At 45.5% G+C, this 17,014-nt stretch carries 20 protein-coding genes and 1 other annotated feature; all 20 genes read left to right on the top strand.

The genetic code is table 11. The features are described 5' to 3' along the window. The first annotated feature begins 6 nt into the window (after positions 1-6). Positions 7-516, top strand: coding sequence for a type II secretion system protein (locus D3H55_RS03800; RefSeq protein WP_119545582.1), 510 nt, complete (start codon positions 7-9; stop codon positions 514-516). Positions 517-522: 6 nt separating this feature from the next. After that, positions 523-1,272 carry a prepilin peptidase gene (locus D3H55_RS03795; protein ID WP_119545581.1) on the top strand — a complete coding sequence of 250 codons (750 nt, stop codon included), beginning with the start codon at positions 523-525 and terminating at the stop codon, positions 1,270-1,272. An 18-nt stretch (positions 1,273-1,290) separates the two neighbouring features. Continuing rightward, positions 1,291-2,250, top strand: coding sequence for a type IV pilus biogenesis protein PilM (gene pilM / locus D3H55_RS03790; protein WP_119545580.1), 960 nt, complete (start codon positions 1,291-1,293; stop codon positions 2,248-2,250). Beyond that, positions 2,250-2,867, top strand: coding sequence for a PilN domain-containing protein (locus D3H55_RS03785; protein ID WP_119545579.1), 618 nt, complete (start codon positions 2,250-2,252; stop codon positions 2,865-2,867). The genes pilM and D3H55_RS03785 overlap by 1 nt, the downstream gene beginning before the upstream one ends. Next, a complete protein-coding gene (locus tag D3H55_RS03780; protein ID WP_119545578.1) occupies positions 2,867-3,673 on the top strand; it encodes a hypothetical protein in 807 nt (268 codons plus the stop codon). Before D3H55_RS03785 ends, D3H55_RS03780 begins: the two co-directional genes overlap by 1 nt. A 30-nt stretch (positions 3,674-3,703) precedes the next feature. Next, on the top strand, positions 3,704-4,147 hold the full coding sequence (locus tag D3H55_RS03775; protein WP_168412949.1) for a prepilin-type N-terminal cleavage/methylation domain-containing protein: 444 nt from the start codon (positions 3,704-3,706) through the stop codon (positions 4,145-4,147). 147 nt (positions 4,148-4,294) lie between these two features. Continuing rightward, positions 4,295-5,290, top strand: coding sequence for a hypothetical protein (locus tag D3H55_RS03770; RefSeq protein ID WP_119545576.1), 996 nt, complete (start codon positions 4,295-4,297; stop codon positions 5,288-5,290). A 483-nt stretch (positions 5,291-5,773) separates the two neighbouring features. Next, entirely contained in the window at positions 5,774-6,340 is a 567-nt protein-coding gene (locus tag D3H55_RS03760; RefSeq protein WP_119545649.1) for a Maf family protein, read from the top strand. 70 nt (positions 6,341-6,410) lie between these two features. Next, positions 6,411-7,082, top strand: coding sequence for a RadC family protein (gene radC, locus D3H55_RS03755; RefSeq protein WP_119545648.1), 672 nt, complete (start codon positions 6,411-6,413; stop codon positions 7,080-7,082). A gap of 125 nt (positions 7,083-7,207) precedes the next feature. After that, a complete protein-coding gene (locus tag D3H55_RS03750) occupies positions 7,208-8,212 on the top strand; it encodes a rod shape-determining protein (protein WP_119545574.1) in 1,005 nt (334 codons plus the stop codon). Positions 8,213-8,438: 226 nt separating this feature from the next. After that, positions 8,439-9,317: a rod shape-determining protein MreC gene (gene mreC / locus D3H55_RS03745; RefSeq protein ID WP_119545573.1), complete on the top strand. Its 879-nt coding sequence runs from the start codon at positions 8,439-8,441 to the stop codon at positions 9,315-9,317. Then, a complete protein-coding gene (gene mreD, locus D3H55_RS03740; RefSeq protein WP_119545572.1) occupies positions 9,314-9,832 on the top strand; it encodes a rod shape-determining protein MreD in 519 nt (172 codons plus the stop codon). The genes mreC and mreD overlap by 4 nt, the downstream gene beginning before the upstream one ends. A 200-nt stretch (positions 9,833-10,032) precedes the next feature. Continuing rightward, positions 10,033-10,713, top strand: a complete 681-nt coding sequence (minC, locus tag D3H55_RS03735; protein ID WP_119545571.1) for a septum site-determining protein MinC — start codon at positions 10,033-10,035, stop codon at positions 10,711-10,713. A 1-nt stretch (position 10,714) separates the two neighbouring features. Further along, a complete protein-coding gene (gene minD, locus D3H55_RS03730; RefSeq protein ID WP_119545570.1) occupies positions 10,715-11,518 on the top strand; it encodes a septum site-determining protein MinD in 804 nt (267 codons plus the stop codon). A 650-nt stretch (positions 11,519-12,168) separates the two neighbouring features. Then, entirely contained in the window at positions 12,169-12,945 is a 777-nt protein-coding gene (locus D3H55_RS03725) for a M23 family metallopeptidase (protein ID WP_119545569.1), read from the top strand. Further along, the gene (locus D3H55_RS03720; RefSeq protein WP_119545568.1) at positions 12,938-13,804 is read left to right on the top strand and encodes a M50 family metallopeptidase; all 867 of its coding nucleotides are present in this window, start codon (positions 12,938-12,940) and stop codon (positions 13,802-13,804) included. The genes D3H55_RS03725 and D3H55_RS03720 overlap by 8 nt, the downstream gene beginning before the upstream one ends. A 95-nt stretch (positions 13,805-13,899) precedes the next feature. Then, on the top strand, positions 13,900-15,357 hold the full coding sequence (locus D3H55_RS03715; RefSeq protein ID WP_119545567.1) for an Rne/Rng family ribonuclease: 1,458 nt from the start codon (positions 13,900-13,902) through the stop codon (positions 15,355-15,357). Between the two features lie 462 nt (positions 15,358-15,819). Further along, positions 15,820-15,901: a sequence feature (ribosomal protein L21 leader region), on the top strand. Positions 15,902-15,914: 13 nt separating this feature from the next. After that, complete coding sequence (gene rplU / locus D3H55_RS03705; RefSeq protein WP_119545566.1) at positions 15,915-16,223, top strand: 50S ribosomal protein L21; 309 nt, start codon at positions 15,915-15,917, stop codon at positions 16,221-16,223. 12 nt (positions 16,224-16,235) lie between these two features. Next, positions 16,236-16,571, top strand: a complete 336-nt coding sequence (locus D3H55_RS03700) for a ribosomal-processing cysteine protease Prp (protein ID WP_119545565.1) — start codon at positions 16,236-16,238, stop codon at positions 16,569-16,571. A 12-nt stretch (positions 16,572-16,583) separates the two neighbouring features. Further along, entirely contained in the window at positions 16,584-16,874 is a 291-nt protein-coding gene (gene rpmA / locus D3H55_RS03695; protein ID WP_113930151.1) for a 50S ribosomal protein L27, read from the top strand. The last annotated feature ends 140 nt before the right edge of the window (positions 16,875-17,014 follow it).

The raw sequence follows: 17,014 nt of genomic DNA, 5'->3' as shown, positions 1-17,014 counted from the left end.
ACGGAAATGTTTAAGAAAATCGGTCAAAAAATGAAAGACCAACGAGGCTTGACCCTCATCGAATTGCTTGCTGTTGTCGTTATCCTTGGAATCATCGCTGCGATTGCTATACCTAGTATTGGTGGACTTATTAATAACTCTAAGAAGGATGCGCATATTGCGAACGCTCAGCAGATGGTTAGTGGTGCAAGGTTGGCAGTAAGTGCTGGAGAAGCTACATTTGGAACTAATGATACTGCAACTATCTCATTAGAAACACTTATAGATAATGGTTATTTGGAGCCTGTTGACAACCCTTCCGATGGCGAATATAACGAAGCTGGAAGTAGTGTAACTGTAACAAAAACTGCATCTGGGAATTATACTTATGTAGCAACTCTTACAAATAACGCTAATGGAACACCTGGATATTTTGTTACTAAAAATCCTGATAATTTAACTCGGAAAGGTGTAAGTTTAAAAGCTACATTTACTGCAGCAACTGGAGCAGACGGAACAACAACAAAAGAAGAGTAATAGACTATGGCAATTATCATTGTCATATACGGTCTACTCCTAGGCTCCTTCTACAACGTAGTCGGCCTTCGAGTGCCGGTTAACCAATCGATCGTCAAGCCGCGTTCCGCCTGTCCGGGATGCGGCCATACACTGACACCGCTGGAATTGATTCCGGTCTTGTCTTACTTAATCCAAGGAGGAAAGTGTTCCCGCTGCCGGGAACGCATTTCTCCTCTTTATCCTTTAGTGGAAGGTGCAACAGGGATCCTGTTTGTGTTCTCCTATTGGACTATCGGATGGGAGTGGGAACTGCTTATCGCTCTCACGCTTGTATCGCTTTTTGTCATCATCTTTGTTTCTGATATCAAATACATGCTCATCCCTGATAAAGTGCTGTTGTTTTTTGCGGGGCTTTTTTTAATAGAGAGGGTATTCATACCGTTATCCCCATGGTGGGATTCTTTGGCAGGTGCAGCCATCGGATTTACCTTGCTGCTTCTCATTGCGGTCGTCAGCAAAGGCGGAATGGGCGGGGGCGACATCAAGCTCTATGCGCTCATTGGCTTTGTACTTGGCACCAAACCAATGCTGCTTTCCTTTTTCCTTGCAACTTTGCTGGGAGCTATGGTAGGCATAGCAGGACTGGCGGCAGGCATTTTTGAACGGAAAAAACCGATACCGTTCGGACCGTTCATCGCAGCCGGGGCACTGATTTCTTATTTTTACTACGAAAATATCATCAACTGGTATTTATCACTTTTACTAGGTTTCTAGGCAGAGGGGTTATATTCAATGAACTTTGGATTGTTTGGCACTAACAAAAGAATAGCGAATCTCGTCATCACCGACACGGCAATCCGTTATGCAGACCTGAAGACGGAGTCTCCGCTGACTTTGCACAGCTGCGGTGAGAAGCTTCTTCCTCAAGGCGTCATTGCGGATGGAAAGATCATTGAATATGACACCCTCGCCATGATACTGGAAGAGTGTATTTCCGACTGGGGTATAAAGAAGCAGCAAGTCCGTTTCATTGCCCCGAGCACTTCGATCATTGTCAAAAGGATGCTGGTGCCTGCTGACATCCGCGAAGATGAACTGAAAGGGTATCTTTTCATGGAAATCGGGACGAGCATTCATCTCCCGTTCGAGGACCCTCTGTTTGATGTGGTCCTTCTGGGTGAAAAAGAGGACAAGCAGGAAATACTGCTTGTCGCTTCTCCTGAAGAGGTCATCCATTCTTACAGGGATATCCTTGATGAAGTAAAGCTGAAGCCTGTGGCTGCTGATATTTCTCCATTGGCTCTTTACAGATATTTTTATCACCAGGACATGGTGAAAAGCACGGACCATGAAATGCTTCTCCAGTTCGATGAGAAACTGCTGACGATCTCCATCTTCCATAATAACCAGCCGATTTTCCTCAGGCCGATTTCCCTGCAAGGGGACCTCGAGTTATCGGACCATGCAGAAGTAGAGAATGCTTCATTGCTGTTTTTGGAGGATACCTTCAAAGAAATTGAGAAAGTGATCAGCTTTTATAAATATTCGTTGAATAAAGGTGAGGTCAATGTCAACAAGGTCATCCTGACAGGAGACCATCCTGATTTGACAGAGATCGAAGAAATCCTCAAGAAAAGACTCGACGTTCCTGTCCATAAGTCTCCTGAAGACTACGCACTGGATGCCCGGGGACAATCGGTACCGAGTCAATTCGACCTGGCCATCGGTCTGGCGCTGAAAGAGGTGCTGTGATGCTGATTGATATCAATTTACTGCCCCAGAAAGAACATAAACGCAGGCTCCCTGTGTATATTGCAATTGCTGCAATCAGCATGGCTCTCCTTGGAACGGTCTTTCTGATCATTTACACTCAGGTCTCTCAGCAGAAGCTGGATAATTTAACGAAAGAGCTGGAAATGAAAAAGGAGTTCCGCATACAGCAGGAGACAGCTGTAAGCAATGTGGAATCCTCGGATGGCATGCAGCAGCTGCAGACAGCGGTGAAATGGGCTGAGGAGTATCCAATCGATACCGTGCCTGTACTCGAACACCTTACCTCTCTTTTGCCGGAGAGGGGCTTCTTCAGGCAATTCAATTACACCGAAGATGGAAAGATCAACCTCAATGTCCAGTTTGATACGAGCAGGCAGGCGGCCTACTTCCTTAACGATTTAAAGAATTCCGATTGGATAGTGGATGTGAAACTGGCTTCCTTGGAAACTACTTCCCAAGCAGAGGCTGCTGACGAAACAACCGCCCTTACGGAAGATCAGCTCATGCCAAGGTATCTTGGCCAGTATGAAATTTCACTGAATCAGACTTTAATAAAAAATGAGCTGCACTCAGAGGATGAAGGAGGGGATGAGTGATGAACCTCCAATTCGAAAAGAAGGAATGGCTGCTGATTACAGGCTCTATTTTGCTTGGGCTTTGCATCATCGCCGGAGTCTATTTCCTTTTCTACAACCCGGTTCAAAAAGAAATCACCTTGCGGGAACAGGATCTTGAAACAGAAGAGAAGCTGATTATGATTTTAGAGCAAAAAACCGGTGCTATTCAGCAGGAAACATTTCAAAGCTCCGTTGCTCTGCAAAAAAAGGTGCCAGTAAAGCCGATGACGGAGAAACTTGTCCTTGATTTGGAAAAAGCGGAGACGATTTCAACCAGCTTCATCTCGAGTGTCCAGTTTTCTGAAGGAGACGTAACACTTCCCCTCACACCGCAAAGTCCGGAAGAGGATATCGAGAATCTCTCACATGACGAAAATGAAGCCGAGGGTGAAACAGATACGGAAACAGAAACTGAACAAGACATAGAGACAGAAACAGAAGCACAGCCCCAGGACCTCCTTCCGCAGGGATTGAAAAAGCTCAGTGCAACACTTTCCGTTGAGTCCCCAAGCTATTTTGAAATGGAAAGATTTTTGGAAGTGCTTGAAGACCTTGACCGCATAACCGAAATTGAGCAGATTGCGTTTGAAGGGCCTGAGGAATCGACAATGCAGGGTGAAAGCTACGATAAAGTCAGTTATAAACTGGTGGTCGCGGCCTTCTACCTGCCTGACTTGCTGCAGCTGATGGAAGAGATGCCGGGATTGAAGACACCTCCTCCGGCAAACAAGGTGAATCCATTCAGCAGTTACAGTGACCTGGACAAAGAAAAAGAAGATGAATAAATGAATTGCCAGCAAAGGGGCTGGATTGCCATGAAACTAAATCAAAAAGGACTGACGCTGGTTGAATTGCTGGCCGTCATCGTCATAATGGGGATCATAGGGATGATCGCTGTGCTGGCAATCGGCCAGATCATCGAGAAATCCAAGCATCAGGCATTTGTCGCCAATGCGCATACATTGAAAGACGCCGCCAGCCTGTTTGCCAAGGAGTCGCTCCTCCATGATACCGCACTCACGGAGATCACCTATAAGACACTTTATGACAACAATATGATTGAAAAAATCAGGGATCCTTTTACAAATAAACAATTGGACCCTGAAACCAATAATTCTTTTGTCATATTAAACGGGGAAACCATTGAATCTATTTGTTTCATTGGGGAGACAAAGAAATTATGCGGCGGGGATGGAAGCAGTCTCATTCCTGTACTGCTCAATGACATTGATGAGTCAGCCATTTCTTCTGTAGAGTAAATCGTTGATTCATCCGCCATCGCTATACATTATTAAGCATTTAAAAAAATTGGCGAAAACCTCTTGGGGCAAGACGACAAAAGTCTTGTTCTTTTTTTTATGCGCTGTGATAGCATGAAAAAAACGACACAGAGGAGGGGGACAAAGATGGACAAGCAGGGGAAAAAGAATGGCAGGATTACCATAAAGATCAATGGCGACAAAAAAAACTACAATGAGGAACTGCTTGTACATAATTGGAAATTAGGAGAAGAAGAATCTGCTGCTGCTGCAGAAGAAAAAGCGGAAGATGACTCTTTTGATTGGGTCCTTCCTGATGAAGATCCGGCTCCTAAGGAATTCAAAAAGATTAATTATGTACAGAATAAGAAAGGGAAAAAACCTTTCAGGCGTGGTGAAATCACTCCCGGTATAGCCAGGCTCATCTATACACTGGTTGGTGCGGTTGCGGTCTCCTTGATTTTTGGCTTCATCATTCTTAATGTCATTACTGATGGGGAGCAATCAATTCCGGCTGTGCAGCTTCAGGAAGCAGGAGAGGACGGGAAATCAGGCAGTAAAGATACTCCTTCTGCGTCCGGCGGCACTATCAAGCTTGAGAGCTTGAGCGCGTCTGTAGTGCAGGGCGGTGTGTTTTCCACAGAGGATGCAGCAAATGCAGAAAAAACGAACTTGGAGGCAAAAGGACTACCTACCGTATTGTTTGAAATGGAAGGCAGCAGGCTTTTGTTTATTGGGACCTCCGGCGATCTGGAGGGTGCGAAGGCGATGGGCAAAAAACTCTCTGCTGAAAATGTCCAAGTTTATGCAAAGGATATTGTCCTCCCTGAGAAAAGTATTAAAGGAACAAAGGCCGATGGCGAATTCATTCAAAAGTCCACAGCCGTATTTGCAGCGCTGGCTGGAGAGAGTTCGAATGCTTATACCAGCGGGAAGGTCAATGCAGAGACAATGACTGAAATCAATGCAGGGATAAAAGAATTATCTGACTTAAAAGTGAGTGAAGGGATCACTGGGCTTAAAGGAAAACTGGAAGCTGCGGCCAAAGGTTTGCAGGAATACCAGGGATCCTCCGAACTTTCTAAGTTAGTTGCGGCACAACAGTCCTTGCTGAGCTACTTGGAATCTTATCATAAATTGTAATTTCATCAGGTATATTGGATATTTTCCGGGAAATATATAAAAATGAGGCGGAGAGATGCAGATCACTCTGCTTTTTTATTTTTCTGAACGATTCGGCTGATCCGGCTCGTCTATTGCCTGTCGGGCCTGGACAAGGCGCTTCCGCTTTAGCATCATCCAGTTCCAGCGCCCAGTCCCTCGGGGTCAAATAACCCGAAGAGAATAAAAGGGAAAAACGCCTTTTTTTCTCTTCGGAACATTTGCCTGTCGGATCTGAACAAGGCGCTTCCGCTTTAGCATCATCCAGCTCCAGCGCCCAGCCCCTCGGGGTCATAAGCCAATCCGTCAGGAAGGTGAAAGAGCCACCTTCCCGCCGGCTTGTCTTATGCCTGTCGGGCCTGCACAGGGCGCTTCCACTTTAGTTATATGTTGTTAATGGGGCGACTATTTGGTACGATTGAGGTGTATCTCCCAATCTTACGGAAGAAGGGAAAGGTGTATGAATTGCCAAACCTCATATTAGCTTCAGGTTCCCCCCGCAGAAAAGAACTTCTACAACAAATCCATCTATCTTTTTCCATTGAAGTCAGCAATGCTGACGAATCTTTTTCACAAGATCTGCCGCCCGATGAAGTGGTAATGGAACTGGCTGAACGGAAGGCTGTGTCCATTGCCGCAGAAAACCCCGGATCATTTGTCATTGGATCTGACACCGTCGTTGTATTCAATGGCGAAATCCTGGGAAAACCTTCAGATTCAGACCACGCAAAAGAAATGCTGCGCATGCTTTCAGGAAAAACCCACTTTGTTTACACAGGCGTTGCCATCGTAAAAGACCAAACCGAAAAAATGTTTTACAAAAAAACGGAAGTAACGTTTTGGGAGCTGACAGAAGAGGAAATAGATATGTATGCGGCTTCCGGCGAACCGCTTGATAAAGCAGGCGGTTACGGGATACAGGGGCTTGGCGCCTTCCTCGTGAAAGAAATCAGCGGTGATTATTTTTCAGTTGTAGGGCTGCCGGTTTCCCATGTATACCGAAGCCTGAAAGAGATGGGCTACCACCCATAGCATATTTACACTCTTTTTCCTCCCATGCGTTATAATTGGGAGGTAAGCATATTTGACTGAAACAAAACTGATGATCAGAGATTATCCAACTGATGAACGGCCGCGTGAACGGATGGTTCAGAATGGGGCATCGAGCCTTTCGAACCAGGAACTGCTGGCGATCATTTTAAGGACAGGCACGAAATCGGAGTCTGTCCTGCAATTATCCAACAGGGTCCTGACGACGTTTGAAGGCTTCAGGCTTTTGAAGGAAGCATCCCTCGAGGAAATCACCAATATCAATGGGATCGGCCATGCGAAAGCGGTCCAGATCATGGCTGCGGTGGAAATCGGCCGCAGGATAAGCAACCTTGCTTATGATGATCGATACTCGATCCGTTCACCTGAAGACGGGGCCAACTATGTGATGAATGATATGAGATTCCTTTCACAGGAGCATTTTGTCTGTCTTTACCTTAACACCAAGAATCAGGTGCTTCATAAGCAGACCATCTTCATCGGCAGTCTGAATGCATCGATTGTTCATCCCCGTGAAGTGTTCAAGGAAGCTTTCAGGAGGTCGGCCGCATCCATCATTTGCATCCACAATCACCCATCAGGGGACCCTACGCCGAGCCGTGAGGACATAGAAGTGACGAAGAGGCTGGTCGAATGCGGGAAAATCATTGGGATCGAAGTGCTTGACCACTTGATAATCGGTGAGAAGAAATATGTGAGCTTGAAGGAAAAAGGATACTTATGAGACTTTGTTTTTCATGACGGTTAGGCTATAATATTGTTTGTGATTTTTGGAAGATAGACATATAGGGAAAGATCTTATATAGATTGGAATGGACCCATTCCGTATTAGAAAGGGAGATACAATTAATGTTTGGTACAAAGGATCTTGGTATAGATTTAGGAACGGCTAACACACTTGTATATGTAAAAGGAAAAGGGATTGTCGTTCGCGAGCCATCGGTGGTTGCTTTGCAGACCGATTCGAAGCAGATCGTCGCCGTAGGGAACGATGCTAAGAATATGATCGGAAGGACACCGGGAAATGTAGTGGCGCTCCGCCCGATGAAAGACGGTGTCATTGCTGACTATGAAACAACTGCTACGATGATGAAATATTACATAAAGCAGGCTACAAATGGAAAAGGTTCGTTTTCCCGCAAGCCTTATGTAATGATTTGTGTCCCATCAGGCATTACAGCGGTGGAAGAGCGTGCAGTTATTGACGCGACCCGCCAGGCTGGTGCAAGGGATGCCTATACGATCGAAGAACCGTTTGCTGCGGCAATCGGTGCAAATCTTCCTGTATGGGAACCCACTGGAAGCATGGTCGTCGATATTGGAGGCGGAACGACGGAGGTTGCCATCATTTCGCTTGGAGGCATCGTGACGAGCCAGTCCATCCGGGTTGCCGGGGATGAAATGGATGAAGCGATCATTAATTACATCCGGAAAACGTACAACCTTATGATCGGTGACCGGACAGCTGAAACGATCAAAGTGGAAATCGGTTCTGCAGGGGACTCGGATGGTGTTGATACACTTGACATCCGCGGACGGGACCTGTTGACAGGGCTTCCGAAAACGATTGAAATCACGGCAGAAGAAATTGCCGCAGCTTTGAGGGATACAGTGTATTCCATCGTAGACGCAGTGAAGAGCACGCTTGAAAAGACTCCACCGGAACTGGCGGCGGATATCATGGACAGGGGAATAGTTCTTACAGGTGGAGGCGCATTGCTCCGCAACCTGGATAAGATTATCAGCGATGAAACAAAAATGCCTGTCCTGATTGCAGAGAACCCGCTTGATTGTGTGGCAATCGGTACAGGAAAAGCTCTGGACCATATCGACTTGTTTAAAAATAAGAAATAATAGTACTTGATTGATTAAGATGGGGCTGCACTCATTGGAAGGTATCGTGGGCAGTCCCTTCTTGTTTGTGTTGAATGGTAAATCTATCCGGTCGAAGGAATCGGCTTTTTAAAAATGCCTCTTTTTCCTTCATAAGAAAAGTGGTAGATTAAGAAGTGTACTTGGTGAGTGACTATTTATATAACAGCAGGAGAGAAAATAAGTGTAAAAGATAGAGGTGTCTTACATGCCCCGCTTTTTTTTGAATAAACGATTGATCATCCTACTTGTCAGCATCATCGTGCTGGTGGCATTGATAGGGTATTCTGTTCGCGAGAGGGAAAATATATCCTGGCCTGAACAGTTTGTTGGAGATATTGTCGGATTTGGGCAATCCCTTGTATCCAAACCGGTTGGTGCCGTCGCCGGATTCGTTGAAAATGTTAAAGATCTGCAAAATACTTATACTGAAAATAAAAAGCTGAAATCCCGTCTGGAAGAGCTTGTGAAATTGGAAACAATGGTGAAGGACCTGGAAAAGGATAATGATGAACTTCGCAGTATCCTTGATAAACAGGAGAACCTGCGGGATTTCAACCCAGTACAGGCCACCGTCATTGCGAGGAACCCAAGCCAGTGGGATGACCTGCTTGTCATTGATAAAGGGAAGGTGCAGGGAGTGCAGGCCAATATGGCTGTCATTACCTCACAAGGTTTGATTGGGAAGGTGAAAAGCGTGAAGCAGTTCTCCTCCACCATCGAACTGCTCAGTAATAAAAACCCCAACAACCGGATTTCCGCCCTGATACAGGGAGAAGAAAATGTAATAGGCTCCATTGAAGGGTACGACATGGAGAGGGATCAGCTGCTCGTTAAACGCATCCCTAACGACATGAAGGTGGAGAAAGGCTCCAAAGTGATCACCTCTGGTCTTGGCGGAGTCTTCCCTAAAGGGCTGCCGATAGGTGAAGTGAAGGAAATTGTACCTGATCAATATGGACTGACACAAACCGCTTATGTAGAACCGATAGCTGATATGTACCATCTGGAACACGTGATTGTGGTGGACAGAAGCAAAGTGAGCATCGATCTGGAGGAGCCGGCAGAAGCGGAGGGTGAGGAATGAAGAAATTTCTCCTTCCGCTGATTGCTTTAATCTGTTTTTATGGATCAAGCGTATTTGTCACCTACCTCCCGATGGGGGGTATCAATAGTGACAGGGTGCTTGTACCGCATTTCCTGATCATTTTCATTTTGCTTATGAGCGTTTATTACCATAATAAGACGGCAGTCCTTTATGGGTTTATATTCGGATTCCTGTATGATTCTTTTTTCACAGAAGTCCTTGGCGTCTATTTATTCATATTCCCTTTTGTCACGTTCATTACTTCGAGGATAATGAAAGTGCTGCACAGCAATTTGATTGTCACAGGCATTGTCATTTTAGTGAATTTGTCGATCCTTGAATTTCTCGTCTACCAAATAAACTTGCTTATCGGGAAGACCGACTGGGCGATCGCTGTGTTTGCAGACTTGCGGCTGTGGCCGACCCTTGTTCTGAACGCAGCCTTTTTGATCATCGTATCCTATCCTTTGAAAACCCTGCTCTTGAGGCTGCAAAAGGAAAGACAGGAAGACTGAGAACGGCTGACCCTGCCTAGGGCGAAATCGGCGGGCCGGCTGATCTCGGCAGGTAAGGAGTCAGGCGGAAATACAAAATCCAGCTATTTCTTTCACCTCACATCCTATCCTTAATATAAATATGAAAAAGCATGTTTCAAAAAAAGGAAACAGGCATGCATTTGTCGAATTAAATGACGACTGAGGTGAATATTTCCGACATGAAAAACAGGCAAAATGTAATGATAAAAGGGACAAAAGACGGACTTACCCTTCACCTGAATGATCAGTGCTCATACGAAGAACTGAAGAAAGAATTGAAGGATAAGCTGTCAGCCCAATATCGTCAAACTGAAGGCACTCCTCTCATCACCGTCAAAATACAAGCTGGAAATAGATATTTGACTGCACTGCAGAAGGAGGAGCTTGAGCAAATTGTCACTGAAAAGCGCAATTTGTCAGTTCACGAGATTGGCAGCAACGTAGTAACGAATGAAGAAGCACTGAAGATGAAAGAAGAAGGTGAAATCCATACCATCGCCGGTGTCATACGATCCGGCCAGGTGGTGGAAGTTCCAGGAGATTTGCTGATCATCGGGGACGTTAACCCGGGAGGAACGGTAAAGGCTGCTGGTAACCTTTATATCCTGGGAGCACTAAAAGGAATTGCGCATGCCGGGTACACAGGAAGCCAGGAAGCCGTCATCGTGGCTTCGCAGATGACTCCTTCCCAGCTGCGGATAGCCGATTGCCTCAACAGGGCTCCGGATCATTTTGACAAAGAAGAGGGACACGAAATGGAGTGCGCTTACATAGATGAATCAAATCAAATCGTGATAGACAGATTACAAGTTTTAAAGCATCTTAGACCAAATATTACAAGTTTTAAAGGGGGACGCTAATGTGGGTGAAGCAATAGTAATCACTTCAGGTAAAGGCGGGGTAGGAAAAACGACTACTTCGGCAAATGTTGGTACGGCATTAGCACTGCAAGGTAAAAAAGTCTGTTTAGTGGATACCGATATCGGCCTTCGGAACCTTGATGTTGTAATGGGATTGGAAAACCGTATCATTTACGATTTGGTGGATGTCGTGGAGGAACGATGCAAAATCCATCAGGCTCTTGTAAAAGATAAACGCTTCGATGATAAGTTATTCCTGCTTCCGGCAGCACAGACCAGCGACAAATCCGCAGTTACTCCCGAGCAGATGAAAAAACTGATCGACACCTTAAAGCAGGACTATGATTATATCATCATCGACTGCCCTGCAGGTATTGAGCAGGGATATAAAAATGCTGTGGCGGGTGCCGACAGGGCCCTCGTTGTGACGACCCCTGAAATATCGGCTGTCAGGGATGCAGACCGTATCATCGGCCTGCTTGAAAAAGAAGATATTGAACCGCCTAAGCTGATCATCAACCGGATCAGGACTCACATGATGAAAAGCGGGGAAATGCTTGATGTTGATGAAATCACTACCCATCTTTCCATCGACCTGATCGGCATAGTTGCAGACGATGACAATGTCATCAAATCCTCTAACAGAGGGGAGCCAATCGCCATGGATCCCAGCAGCAAAGCGGCCATTGCCTATCGCAATATCGCCCGCAGGATCCTTGGGGAATCCGTTCCTCTTCAATCCCTGGAAGATGACAAGCAGGGTGTTTTTACAAAAATCAAGAAATTCTTCGGTGTTAAAGCTTAATGGATGTGCCAGGCCGGTCTGCTGCTGCAGTCCGGTTTTTTTGTGTTTATAAAGCGGGGAAGATGTTTGGGAGCCAGTGAAAATCTGTCCCCTTGCCTGCGAACGGCATTAAATGAATCTTTGATAGAAAGAGCCGGCCGCTTTTCGAGCGGGCATCATCAAATAAATGCTGGAGAAAATGCAGCCGGCCGCTGGGAAGCGGGAATATCAGAATCATTTTTTAAAAGGCTCTTTTCGTAAACTTTGCTGCTATTCACTATAAAAATATTGTCCTGGTAAATCGTCGTAAAATCCCCGGTGAGCAGGGAAGAAAAGACCTGCTCGTTCATTTTCGAGAGTAAATCCGGCACCTGGGATTTATCCGAAAACAACAAAATATGCGAAAACAGCCTTTTGAAAGAAATAATATAGGTCATCCAGAAAGCATGGACCGCTGAGTGAATTCATGAAAACAGCATCTATTCCCCCGCAGCTCGGTCCCTGCTGGGAAAACCCATATTAAGATACAGAGACATAATTCCAAAGGACAAGTCATACATTGAACCAAAAGGGACTTGTACTTGAAACAGGAATAAGGGGCTGCATTATCAACCGGTCTTCACAGTCTTCTGTGTGTACGCGTTCCGGCATACAAAAAGGGGAATGGTATTATGGGGAATCGAGCGGACGAAATCAGAAAACGGATAGCCAGAAGAAAACGAATGAGCAATAACACCTCCTCATCATCGCTTTCAAGGAATATGCTGCTGCCTGCTGATGAAGAAAGGTATGGCGGAGAACGTTTCTCTTCTTATGAGGGAGGTCCATCGGAAGGCGGCCATCCACTTTTCAGTAAAGAGTTTTTTATTCTGAAGATACTTGGGGCGAGCGTCCTTGTCCTATGTATGGCAATCTTATTTCAGAATCAGGTGCCAGGCTTTGATAAGGCGCGTTCGTTTGCAGAGAAAACCATGACAAGCGAGTTTCAGTTTGCGGCGGTTTCCACATGGTATGAGGATCAATTCGGCAAGCCGCTTGCATTGCTGCCAAAAGGAAATGATGCCGGGGAGGCTGGAAAGACCGAGACAGCAGAGTATGCTCTGCCTGCTTCCGGCAAGGTTGTGGAGAATTTCAAAAGCAATGGGCAGGGAATCATGGTTCAAACAGGAAAAGGAGCAAAGGTCGAAGCCATGAAAGGCGGACTGGTCATCTTTGCGGGAAAAAAAGACGAGCTTGGGCAGACTGTCATCATCCAGCATGATGATAAATCGGAATCCTGGTATGGCAGCCTTAACACCATTGAAGTTACCCAATATGAAAAAGTTGTAGCCGGCGATTCTGTAGGAACCGTAACAGATGAAGAAGATACAGCAACCGGTGAATTTTATTTTGCGATCAAAAAAGAAGATACATTTATAGATCCGATCCAGGTGATAACATTTGAGTGAATTCATCAAGCTGCTGAAGAAGATACACATTCATCCGCTGCTCTGGGCGGCAGCCGGTCTTGCGATCCTGACCGCCCATTTTACAGAGTTGATCATGCTTTTTATCATAATCTTTATACATGAGTTGGGACATGGGGTCACGGCCCATGTTTTTTCTTGGAGAATTAAGCGGATTTCCCTGCTGCCCTTTGGCGGTGTGGCAGAAATGGATGAACACGGAAACAGGCCTCTGAAGGAAGAACTGCTGGTCGTGGCCGGCGGACCCCTGCAGCATCTCTGGCTTATGGGAGGCGCGAAATTACTGCATGCAGCCGGAATATTCTCCCTCCATCATTTTGAGCTGTTCATTCAATTGAATCTGATGGTCCTGTTATTCAACCTTCTTCCGATCTGGCCGCTGGATGGGGGGAAATTGCTCTCCATCCTCCTGGGATACAAGTTAAGGTTCATCGCAGCCTATCAATGGACGCTGATTCTCTCTCTTGCCGCGCTCCTGTTGTTTCATGCCGTCGTTCTCCTGACGGTCCCATTCCACCTTAATCTTTGGATCATTTTGTCTTTCCTTTACTTTTCACTATGGACCGAATGGAAACAGAGAAAATTCACTTTCATGAGGTTTTTACTGGAGCGGTATTACGGAAAGGGAGGCAGTGTACGGGAATTGAAGCCTCTGGAAATTAACGGGGATGAAACGATTTATTCAATCCTGGAGCGGTTTCACAGGGGCTTCAAGCATCCGGTGATCGTTTATGTGGATGGGAAAGAAGCAGGGAAGCTGGATGAAAATGAAGTCCTGCATGCTTATTTTACAGAAAAGATGACTACAGCCAAGTCACATGACCTGCTGTATTTATATTGAATCGTTTGCGTAAGGAAGCTGCTGCGTATTATGATGAAAAGGCTAACGAAGGTGTTAGCCTTATTCTATTTGTACGGTGGAAAGAGGAGGTTTTAATGGATAGGATCATTGTGAATGCACTGGGCAGGGAAAAGAGATGGGCCCGGCTGCGTGAGGGAATAATGGAGAGCTTTCATGTCTATCAGCCTGAGAAAGAATCGATTGCCGGAAACATTTACTTAGGCAGGGTCGACAAAGTCGAAAAAGGTCTCAATGCCGCTTTTATCAATATCGGAGAAGGTAAAAACGGTTTTTTGCATATAGATGATCTGCCGGGATTCCTGGCACTGGATGAAAATGAAAGAATGACCGCAGTAATAAGCAGGCTGCTTCATCAAGGGCAGAAACTGCTTGTTCAGGTGAAAAAGGACCCTACCGGAACCAAAGGCCCCAGGCTCACAGGGATTGTCGAAATAAAAGGTAGATCGATTGTATTCCTTCCCGAAGGCAGATATGTAGCCGTTTCAAAGAAAGCTTCGAGTGAGGAGCAGAAGAAAAAATGGAGGCGCTTTGGTTCAAGGATGAAAGAGGAACAGGAAGGCATCCTTTTCAGGACAGCGGCCCTTCTGGAATCAGAAGAAAGTATTAAGGAACAGTTCCTGGAATTGAGAAAGCAATATCAAGATATTCACAGCTTGTCTCTGAGTAAAAAAAATCCTGCACTGCTTCATCGCCGGGATGTCATGAAAGAAGATATCCTTGAAGAAATGAAAAAGATAAAACAAGCGGAGCTTATCATCGATGACTTCACATGGAAAAATGAATTCCAGGACTATTTACAAAAGAACGGGGCATCCCTGATCGGAGAGGTGATCCATTTTCAGGGCAGCGAAAATATTTTCAGCAGATACCGTGTGGATGCACAGATTGAGAAGGCAATGAGAAAAGTCGTCTGGCTGGAAAATGGAGCAACGATCGTCATCGAGCCCACGGAAGCATTGACAGTCATCGATGTTAACACTGGAAAGTTCACAGGGAAGAAAGACTTATCCCAAACGGTGTTCAGGACGAATGAAATGGCAGCAAAAGAAATAGCCCGTCAGTTGAAAATCCGGAATCTCTCCGGCATCATTCTGATCGATTTCATTGAAATGAAGAGTGAACAGCACCATTCTGACATCATCCAGGTCCTTAAAGAAGGATTGAAGGAAGATGGCAAGAGGACGACCATCGTCGGCTTCACCGAGTTGGGCATCCTTCAGCTCACCAGAAAAAAAACAAAGCAGCCGCTGCTCGAATACATCAGCAGTGAATGCCCTGTTTGCAGCGGATATGGAATCGTCCAAAGCGCCGAATCACTCGCATACAAGCTAGAAAGGGAACTCCAAGAACTTTCCCCCGCCGTCGAAGATAAAGTCATCATACAAGCCACAGAAGACGTCCAGACGGCCTTCAAGGGAGAAAGCTCGCATTACCTAAAAGAAATGGAGAAAGCGATCAACAAGAAAATCGAATTCCAGACAGCCAAAGACTGCCATCCATTCTATAAAATCAAAAGATTGGAAAGTAGATGAATGTTTTTGATTATATATTGGCGGCAGCTGCAACATTGTTGTTTTTTGACCGGAGCGGGAGGTGCTCGACCTCCTGCGGGAAAGGCGGGACAGCTTGAGACCAAGGTTACGTACCAACTGGAACGCAAACCCGCAGGCGAAGCCGAGGAGGCCCATCCAGTTCCAGCGGCCAGCGCACAGCGGATTTCGGTCTCCTTCCTTAGGATAAGTCAACATCGGCTCGCTTCGCTTGCCGTGTTTCCTTTATCTCAAGCAGGAGATCTCCAATCCGTACGGCGCTGAGCGGCCGCTTCCGCTTTTTAATTCACCGCCCGCCCCGCGGAGTCGAGCATCTGAAGCGGAGATCAAGAAACTTTTAACACTATTGTTAAGTAATGTTTTATACCATTATAATTCTGATAAAAGCTGTTGACACCAATCTCTGATTTGTGATAGGATTCTTATGTTATAGTTTTTGTAGCACCCGTGCTACAACCGCTCAAATCAGGCAATAAGCTTTTGTTGCAAAACAAGACGCCTGTACTTGGCGAGTCTGAGTTTATAAGGAGGTGCCATTCATGTACGCAATTATCGAAACTGGCGGAAAGCAAATCAAAGTAGAAAAAGGACAATCCATCTACATTGAAAAGCTTGCAGGAAACGAAGGCGAAACAGTTACTTTTGACAAAGTACTTTTCGTAGGTGGCGACGATGTAAAAGTAGGAAGCCCATTAGTTGATGGAGCTACTGTTACAGCTAAAGTTGAAAAACAAGGCCGCGCTAAGAAATTAGTCGTTTTCAAATACAAGCCTAAGAAAAACTACCGTCGTAAGCAAGGTCATCGTCAACCTTACACTAAAGTAACGATTGACTCAATCAACGCATAAGGCGCTTGAAAGATGATTAATGTTTACTTCACTAAAGATCCTGGAGGAAGGGTTTCCTCTTTTTCCATGGATGGTCACGCAAATTTTGCGCAGAATGGTCAAGATATTGTTTGTGCCGGAGCATCTGCTGTATCTTTTGGTGCCGTTAATGCGGTCATGTCACTGACCGGGGTCGAACCCGTGATTGACCAATCGCCTGATGGCGGTTACCTTCACTGTGAATTTCCGGCGGACCTGCCGGAAGAAACGGATGAAAAGGTCCAGCTTCTCTTACAAGGGATGATTGTCTCTTTACAGACGATAGAACGTGAATATAGTAAATTTATAAAAATAACCTTCAAAGCGTAGGAGGTGGAACACATGTTAAGATTAGATCTTCAATTTTTCGCATCGAAGAAAGGGGTAGGTTCGACTAAAAACGGTCGTGACTCAATCTCTAAACGTCTTGGTGCAAAACGTGCTGATGGTCAAGAGGTTACTGGCGGATCTATTTTATACCGTCAACGCGGTACTAAAATTTACCCGGGAGTTAACGTTGGACGCGGCGGTGACGATACTTTATTCGCTAAAGTTGACGGAATCGTACGTTTCGAGCGTATGGGCCGTGACAAGAAAAAAGTCAGCGTATACCCTGTAGTTAAAGAAGCATAATGCTTTTTAAGGAAAACTCTAACCGTGTATTCGGTTAGAGTTTTCTTGTTTTATACCGCTGTCCCGGTTCCTATGTCGATTTTCGTCTTTTTCACAGGAATATTTTTTCGTTCTTCCAATCTTTTCTGATATACTACAAG

Source organism: Bacillus salacetis (assembly GCF_003581585.1).
Classification (GTDB): Bacteria; Bacillota; Bacilli; order Bacillales; family Bacillaceae_B; genus Rossellomorea; species Rossellomorea salacetis.
Note: the sequence above shows the minus strand (reverse complement) of the source record. Positions and strands in the feature narration are given on the sequence as shown.

Coding starts and splice junctions, on each gene's coding strand:
- D3H55_RS03800 (WP_119545582.1), top strand. CDS start 7: ATGTTTAAGAAAATCGGTCAAAAAATGAAAGACCAACGAGGCTTGACC.
- D3H55_RS03795 (WP_119545581.1), top strand. CDS start 523: ATGGCAATTATCATTGTCATATACGGTCTACTCCTAGGCTCCTTCTAC.
- pilM (WP_119545580.1), top strand. CDS start 1,291: ATGAACTTTGGATTGTTTGGCACTAACAAAAGAATAGCGAATCTCGTC.
- D3H55_RS03785 (WP_119545579.1), top strand. CDS start 2,250: ATGCTGATTGATATCAATTTACTGCCCCAGAAAGAACATAAACGCAGG.
- D3H55_RS03780 (WP_119545578.1), top strand. CDS start 2,867: ATGAACCTCCAATTCGAAAAGAAGGAATGGCTGCTGATTACAGGCTCT.
- D3H55_RS03775 (WP_168412949.1), top strand. CDS start 3,704: ATGAAACTAAATCAAAAAGGACTGACGCTGGTTGAATTGCTGGCCGTC.
- D3H55_RS03770 (WP_119545576.1), top strand. CDS start 4,295: ATGGACAAGCAGGGGAAAAAGAATGGCAGGATTACCATAAAGATCAAT.
- radC (WP_119545648.1), top strand. CDS start 6,411: ATGATCAGAGATTATCCAACTGATGAACGGCCGCGTGAACGGATGGTT.
- D3H55_RS03750 (WP_119545574.1), top strand. CDS start 7,208: ATGTTTGGTACAAAGGATCTTGGTATAGATTTAGGAACGGCTAACACA.
- mreC (WP_119545573.1), top strand. CDS start 8,439: ATGCCCCGCTTTTTTTTGAATAAACGATTGATCATCCTACTTGTCAGC.
- mreD (WP_119545572.1), top strand. CDS start 9,314: ATGAAGAAATTTCTCCTTCCGCTGATTGCTTTAATCTGTTTTTATGGA.
- minC (WP_119545571.1), top strand. CDS start 10,033: ATGAAAAACAGGCAAAATGTAATGATAAAAGGGACAAAAGACGGACTT.
- D3H55_RS03725 (WP_119545569.1), top strand. CDS start 12,169: ATGGGGAATCGAGCGGACGAAATCAGAAAACGGATAGCCAGAAGAAAA.
- D3H55_RS03715 (WP_119545567.1), top strand. CDS start 13,900: ATGGATAGGATCATTGTGAATGCACTGGGCAGGGAAAAGAGATGGGCC.
- rplU (WP_119545566.1), top strand. CDS start 15,915: ATGTACGCAATTATCGAAACTGGCGGAAAGCAAATCAAAGTAGAAAAA.
- D3H55_RS03700 (WP_119545565.1), top strand. CDS start 16,236: ATGATTAATGTTTACTTCACTAAAGATCCTGGAGGAAGGGTTTCCTCT.
- rpmA (WP_113930151.1), top strand. CDS start 16,584: ATGTTAAGATTAGATCTTCAATTTTTCGCATCGAAGAAAGGGGTAGGT.